The sequence below is a fragment of the Microcoleus sp. PH2017_08_TRC_O_A genome, assembly GCF_020738665.1.
GTDB lineage: Bacteria > Cyanobacteriota > Cyanobacteriia > Cyanobacteriales > Microcoleaceae > Microcoleus.
The window spans coordinates 9,605-16,061 of sequence record NZ_JAEQCE010000139.1 but is presented as its reverse complement, the minus strand read 5'-3'; the positions used below and the strand labels follow the sequence as shown (position 1 = coordinate 16,061).

General features: G+C 44.6%; 7 protein-coding genes and 1 pseudogene. 5 read left to right on the top strand and 3 right to left on the bottom strand.

All coding sequences use genetic code 11. From position 1 onward, the window contains the following. From JGK22_RS31360 to JGK22_RS31345, 4 genes and pseudogenes are all read left to right on the top strand, one after another. Positions 1-163, top strand: a pseudogene (locus tag JGK22_RS31360) (photosystem II q(b) protein); the annotation flags it as partial. A gap of 171 nt (positions 164-334) precedes the next feature. Continuing rightward, positions 335-1,120, top strand: coding sequence for a hypothetical protein (locus JGK22_RS31355; protein ID WP_293186765.1), 786 nt, complete (start codon positions 335-337; stop codon positions 1,118-1,120). Between the two features lies 1 nt (position 1,121). Then, positions 1,122-1,598: a hypothetical protein gene (locus tag JGK22_RS31350; RefSeq protein ID WP_293198503.1), complete on the top strand. Its 477-nt coding sequence runs from the start codon at positions 1,122-1,124 to the stop codon at positions 1,596-1,598. 269 nt (positions 1,599-1,867) lie between these two features. Next, positions 1,868-2,641, top strand: a complete 774-nt coding sequence (locus JGK22_RS31345; protein ID WP_293186767.1) for a GerMN domain-containing protein — start codon at positions 1,868-1,870, stop codon at positions 2,639-2,641. A gap of 398 nt (positions 2,642-3,039) precedes the next feature. Here JGK22_RS31345 and JGK22_RS31340 read toward each other — a convergent pair whose 3' ends face one another. The 3 genes from JGK22_RS31340 to efp all read right to left on the bottom strand — a co-directional run bounded on the left by JGK22_RS31340 (position 3,040) and on the right by efp (position 4,771). Next, a complete protein-coding gene (locus tag JGK22_RS31340; protein WP_293186768.1) occupies positions 3,040-3,432 on the bottom strand; it encodes a metalloregulator ArsR/SmtB family transcription factor in 393 nt (130 codons plus the stop codon). Between the two features lie 30 nt (positions 3,433-3,462). Next, on the bottom strand, positions 3,463-4,020 hold the full coding sequence (gene accB / locus JGK22_RS31335; RefSeq protein WP_293186769.1) for an acetyl-CoA carboxylase biotin carboxyl carrier protein: 558 nt from the start codon (positions 4,018-4,020) through the stop codon (positions 3,463-3,465). A 193-nt stretch (positions 4,021-4,213) separates the two neighbouring features. Beyond that, positions 4,214-4,771 (bottom strand): elongation factor P, encoded by a 558-nt coding sequence (gene efp, locus JGK22_RS31330; protein ID WP_293155631.1) that lies wholly within the window; start codon positions 4,769-4,771, stop codon positions 4,214-4,216. A 376-nt stretch (positions 4,772-5,147) separates the two neighbouring features. Here efp and JGK22_RS31325 point away from each other — a divergent pair, with 376 nt between their 5' ends. Beyond that, positions 5,148-6,272, top strand: coding sequence for a peptidylprolyl isomerase (locus JGK22_RS31325; protein WP_293186770.1), 1,125 nt, complete (start codon positions 5,148-5,150; stop codon positions 6,270-6,272). The last annotated feature ends 185 nt before the right edge of the window (positions 6,273-6,457 follow it).

Sequence of the window (6,457 nt, the reverse complement as noted above, 5' to 3'; positions counted from 1 at the left end):
CGACTCACAAGGTCGCGTCATCAACACCTGGGCTGATGTCATCAACCGCGCTAACTTGGGTATGGAAGTAATGCACGAGCGCAATGCTCACAACTTCCCTCTCGACTTGGCTGCTGGCGAAACCACTCCAGTTGCTTTGGTTGCTCCTTCCATCAACGGCTAAGTTTTAGCTTGAGATAAACAGAAAGCGCCCCTAGAAATAGGGGCGCTTTTTGTTTGGGAAAAATTACAGTTTTAGCGAGATGATCGTTTATGATAATAGAAGGAGCGCGCTAGTTGTAGCTCATGTGCTCTCATAAATCATAAAAGCCTTTATTTATGGAGTCGGCTTCCTATGACAGTCACTACAGAAAATTTAATTAGAGCATTGCCATCGAACAGTGAGGAGGTGATGTTTGGTGAACTAAGTTTAATCAAACACGCCTTAGAAAAGCTGTTTAAATCTGATGAAGCGCGGATTCCTAAAGAAGAACTATTTATTGATGGATTGAAAATTTATGAGGTACTAGAACGGATTAGAGAAGCAAAAGATATACGTCTAAGAGCGGATATTTATTACTCTGAATACAGACCACTTTTAAACGAATTTAAAGCAAAATATAGTGACTTTTTAGCCCGTGATACTTTCAAAGAAATTGAAGATCGTGAAAAATACATGGATGGCTTGAGGGAATTAATCATAGCTCAGGGTTTTATGCTGATTGCGTTTGAAGAAGAAACAGATAAAGTACGTCAATATCGATCGCTATACACGGGTATGGTGAAACTATCAGAGCTTTTAGAAGAATATCTTGTCTACTTTCCACAACACTTAATAGAGTGCATTAAGAATATAGCATTGGCTTTTTTAAATGATTCTAATCTAAAACCCGATCGAGCCAATCAGAACGAGTCAGTTTTTTTATATTTAGTTGGATTAAAAAACACTGCTAGAGCAGTATTATGGCAAATCGAAGAAGACCGAACACAAAATGAAAAATTACATTTGATTGACTCTCCTTATAATCCAATATTTACTCGTGAAATGCAAATTCAGAAAAACCAATCTGCTATGGATTGGGCAAAGTCACGACTTGAGCAAATAGAAAGTATTGGAGAAGAAAAAGGATGGAAATTGTAGAGTGATTCTAATTCTAGATTCTAATATTATTGCTTTGCTGATAACAAATATTGATGAGAAATTGTCTGAAGATCAGAAGCTGACTACGGAGATTTATCAATGCACAGAATGGTTTTATAGACTGTTGTCGAAAGGCGTTTATATAATTGCTTCTGATATCTGTGATTATGAACTTAGACGTGAATTGATTCGGATAAAAAGCAAAAGTATTCAAGAGTTAGATAAACTAAGAGAGTTACTTGAATTTCAAGAAGTAACTTTTGCTTTGCTAGAAAAGGCTGCCGAACTATGGGCGGAGGCAAGAGCTATGAGTCAATCTAATAAAATTAAGGAGAACATTGATGTAGACTGCATTCTGGCTGCTCAATGGTGTCTGCTCAAAGAGCAATTTCCTGGTCGTGAAGTCATTATTGCTACTAAAAATATTAAAGATTTTCAACCTGTTACCGATTGTGATATTTGGCAAAATATTAGTTAATTTATAGTAATTTACGAGTTAGATAAAATGTCAGGTAAACTTCGGATATGCCACAGCATAAGTGCCTTCTATATTCTGCCTTCAGACTTATACCTTGTTTTTAAGCGGGAGGGTGTCAAAATGAAATATAGCTCCTAAGCTGTTAAAGATGCCAGGATTGTTTTGGTTTAGCTGTTCCCTGTTCCAGAATCTCAGCAAAAACAAATGTAGCCGATCGGGAGTAGCTCCTCACCGTGTCAAGCGCTTTATCTCTAACGAGGATTTGTATTATGAAAGATGGACAAGAAGTACGCCACGTCTCCACAACAGCACTCATTGCCGGTGTTTGCGGGTTGGCTTTAGTGACTGGAGGTGGCATTGCTTGGTGGACGGCAAGCCGTTCGCCCACGGCAGACACGCAGTCTTCAGCTCCGACAATCGCTCCGGCGCTATCCCCAAGTCCTGCCCAATCCCCTGCTGTAATTATCCCCGTACCTCCTCCAAATGCTGTGCAGGTGCCACAGGCTCAGACGCCGCAGGTTCAGACGCCTCAAGCTCAGAGACCTACCCCTCTGGCGTCTCAGGCTCTGGCGCCCAAGTCGTCACAGCCGAAGCCTTTGCAGCAGGCTGATGCCCAAACAGTCCAAGTGTACTGGGTTAAAGATGCGATCGGCAAATTTGAGGCAGTTCCTACGAAAGTAGCTGTCAAACAAGCTGATAAGCCTGATGCAACTTTACAAGCTGCTTTTAACACTTTGTTGGCTGGGCCGAAGGATGCAACTGTTTCTAGCGAAATACCTAAAGGGACAAAACTCCGGGGTTTGAGTGTCAAGAATGATGAAGTTTATGTCGATTTGTCGCGTGAATTTACTGCGGGGGGAGGCAGCAGTTCAATGACGAGCCGGTTAGGGCAAGTTATCTATACAGCTACGAGTTTAAAACCGAATACTAAGGTTTGGATCTCGGTGGACGGCAAGCCTTTGGAACTTTTGGGTGGCGAAGGTTTGGAGGTGGCTCAACCGAGTACCCGCCAAAGTTTTGACAAAAATTTTCCCCTTAACTAATTTTTGATTCATTAGTTATTAGTCATTAGTTAGGAGTTATTAATTAGGAGTTAGGAGTTATTAGTTATTAGTTATTAGTCTGAATGCGGAAAATAGGGATTGATAGCTGATAATTGATTGCTGATGATATCGTTGACATTTGGATCGGAATAATAATTTTCGGAGTGCAATTCGAGCGTGTCGCTCGCTTCGGATCGCGAAGCCAAACGTCCCGCACGGCGAGCAGGGTAGAATTCCGTAGTTACCGAATTTGATATAACTGATGACTGATAACGTTCGCGAGCGGGGACGCTCGCACTACCGACTGATGACTGCTGACTGATAACGTTCGCGAGCGGGGACGCTCGCACTAATGACTAATGACTAATGACTAATGACTAATGACTAATGACTAATTTTCAGTGCTTGGCAGTCAGGCTAAATGCCCGAAAGTGGAGGGCTTGCTGTTCGATCCGAGTGGCAAGCCGATCGCACACCATAGTACATAGCTCAAAAATTAACTCGTCTTGCACCTTATAATAGGCTGATGTTCCTTCACTCCGGCGAGTGAGGATACCAGCTTGGAGCATAAGTTTTAGGTGCTTGGAAACATTGGCTTGACTCGTTTGAGTAGCTTCCACCAACTCTTGCACGCATTTTTCTCCGTCGCGAAGCAAGTTCAAAATTCGTAAACGCATTGGCTCGCTCAGAATACTGAAATACTCAGCAACTTGTTGCACAACCTCTTGCGGGACAGGCTGGGATGACTTCATCAAACTCACCGGGGAGAAGTGATCTCGAAATATTAGCATTTATTCTGTCCATAACAATAAAGTAATGCTTCAATCCGGATTAATTCGCATTAAAATTTGACCGTATTCGACAGGTTCGCCATTTTGTACTAAAATTTCCATGACTTGACCGGACACTTCATCAGCATCAATCTCGTTCATCAGCTTCATTGCTTCGATAATACAGACTGTCTGGCTGACTTTGATGCGATCGCCCACATTGACAAAAGGTGGCTCATCGGGAGCAGCAGCGCGATAAAACGTTCCTACCATGGGCGAGATAATTGACACCCATTTGGTATCGACAGGAGCAGAGACGGCAGCAGGAGCTGCGACAGCAGGGGCTGGTGCAGGAGTGGCCGGAGTTGCTCCTGCATTTTGACTAACAGCATCCGGTGGGGCGGCAGTGGGGCTAGAAACAGATCCCAGGGCGATCGTCGGAGCGACACTTGCCGCGGTAGAGAGGGCAGTAACCGTGGCTGGTTCGCTGGCCAGAATGCCTTTGCGTACAGTCAGTTCAAGCTCCCCACTTTTTAATGTCAGTTCCGAAATGCCTGTTTTGTCTAAAACAGTCAGCAGTTCGCAAAGCTGGTTTAAGTCTAATTGCACAGTAGATTCAAGGGTAATTAAGAATTTAAAATTGAGAAATTGGAATCCGGCGAAGCTAGGAAACTTCACCGATTTTGGAGACAAAAGGGGTAGTTTTTAATCTTTGAGCGATGAGCGATGATTTTTTAGCTCTTTAACTAATAACTCACAACTCACAACTAAAAACTAAAAACTCCCTTTTTCTCCGTCGTTTCTATTCTCGGCCGAGGTACTTGTCTTCACGAGTATCAATCCGAATGCGTTCTCCTATCGAAATAAATAGAGGAACCATGATCTGAGCTCCGGTGGAAAGGATGGCCGGTTTACTGCCACCGGTGGCAGTATCTCCTTTGACTCCGGGATCGGTTTGTGTCACTTCCAAGACGACAGAATTGGGTAATTCCACTTCCATGATTTGGTCGTTCCAGCGAAGGATACTGACTTCCATACCTTCATTCAGGTACTTGACACGCTCGCCTATTTCCTTGGCTGTGAGGCGGCTTTCCTCGTAGGTTTCCATATCCATAAAGACAAACTGGTCGCCTTCTTTATAGGTATGCTGCATCGCGCTCTTTTCGAGGTTGGCTTGAGGCAAAGATTCGCCAGCTCGGAATGTGTGTTCCACTACGCTGCCGGTTTGGACGTTTTTTAATTTTGTCCGCACAAAAGCGGAACCCTTTCCGGGCTTGACGTGGAGGAATTCGATAACCCGCCACACGCCGTTATTCCATTCAATTGAAACACCTGGTCGAAAGTCGTTACTGGAGAGCATATAAATTTTTGCGGGCAATCCCGTCGCCATTGGGCACGGGGGAACTATAGTCAGTCGATTTTAGATTTTAGATTTTAGATTTTAGATTCACTCGCAGCTTTGAATCTGGGAGATTGAACCTTGGTCTAAAATTTTGATCTCTCCACGACAGGAGTCTGGGGATTGTATCCGTTTTTGAGCGGGGTCAGCTTAAAGCCGCAGTCTAGCTGACGGCATCAAAAAGCAATTGGCAATTTATTTTACCTTTCAAAGGGAGCAAGTGCTGTACTCCAAGCGAAAAACCTCTGTCTGTTGGACAAGGAGAGGGAACGGATGTAATGGAGAGAAGGCGATCGCGCGCTGTGGGAAGATAATAGAGGCAATAAAAGTTAAAGATATGTTGCATTGGCCTAATTTCTCGATCGATACGTGCAAGCGCTGGGTGAAGACCGGTGCTTTAGCAGTCCTGCTGTTCGCACTCTCCCTAAGTTTCAGTGCAGTTTCCTATGCGAAACGCCCCAGCAGCAGTATGCCTGCGGGGAATCCGATTACGGACGGCCGGGCGCTGCTGCGTTTCGCGCTACCTATTGACAATCAGACTGTGCGTGAGTTGCAAATCAGTCTGGAAGACATTGGCAACCACATCCGTTCTAAACGTTGGGGGCCCATTAGCAGCGATGTCAGTAAGGCTTCGAGGATTCTCAGCATTCGGGAGTCCGACATTTTAGTGAGTATTCCTGAGGCGAAACAGCCGGAAGCTGAGGCGCTAGTTGCACAAGTCAAGGAGGGAATTGCTGAACTGGAAAAGGCTGTTGAGGCTAAAGACAGGGAAAAAGTTATTGACTTGAAGGCGAAAATCCTCGGTTCGGTAGGCGAAATCGAAGAGTTGATGGTGACAAAGTTTCCGTTTGAAGTGCCTGCTAAGTATGCTAATCTGCCTCAACTGAAAGGTCGCGCTACTGTGGCGGTGGAAACGGATAAGGGGACAATTAATGTTGTGGTTGACGGTTACAGTGCGCCTGTGACTGCTGGTAATTTTGTGGATTTGGTCGATCGAGGTTTCTATGATGGTTTACCATTTATTCGATCGGAAGAATCCTACGTTTTGCAAACGGGAGATCCCGAAGGCAAGGAAGTGGGCTTTATTGATCCAGGTACTGGCAAATACCGGAATGTGCCGCTGGAAGTGCTCGTTAGAGAGGACAAGGAACCTGTCTATGGGATTACTCTAGAAGATGCGGGACGTTATCGCGACGAGCCTGTTTTGCCTTTTTCTGCTTTTGGTGCTGTGGCGATGGCCCGGGCTGAAGCTGAACCAGACAGCGGTTCTTCTCAGTTTTTCTTTTTCTTGTTTGAACCCGAACTCACGCCCGCTGGTCTGAATTTGTTGGACGGTCGGTATGCTGTTTTTGGTTACATGATTGAAGGAAAAGAGGTTTTGGATAAACTGAGGCAGGGAGATAAGATTATATCTGCTAAGGTGATTAAAGGAAAGGAAAATTTGGTTCAACCTCAAGTTTAATCAGCACACAAACAAAGACGGCGAGATAAATCGCTTCAGAGTCAAACAAAGCCCGCTTCCGCGGGCTGGAAGCAACCATAACAAATAAAGACGGCGATTTAAATCGCTTCTACACTAACAAAGACCGCCTCCGCGGGCTGGAATAAAGACAAACAAAGACGGCGATTTAAATCGCTTCTACACTA

Bases quoted from the DNA above. Each gene is read 5' to 3' on its own strand.
- JGK22_RS31355 (WP_293186765.1), top strand. From the start codon at position 335: ATGACAGTCACTACAGAAAATTTAATTAGAGCATTGCCATCGAACAGT.
- JGK22_RS31345 (WP_293186767.1), top strand. From the start codon at position 1,868: ATGAAAGATGGACAAGAAGTACGCCACGTCTCCACAACAGCACTCATT.
- JGK22_RS31340 (WP_293186768.1), bottom strand. From the start codon at position 3,432: ATGCTAATATTTCGAGATCACTTCTCCCCGGTGAGTTTGATGAAGTCA.
- efp (WP_293155631.1), bottom strand. From the start codon at position 4,771: ATGCTCTCCAGTAACGACTTTCGACCAGGTGTTTCAATTGAATGGAAT.
- JGK22_RS31325 (WP_293186770.1), top strand. From the start codon at position 5,148: ATGTTGCATTGGCCTAATTTCTCGATCGATACGTGCAAGCGCTGGGTG.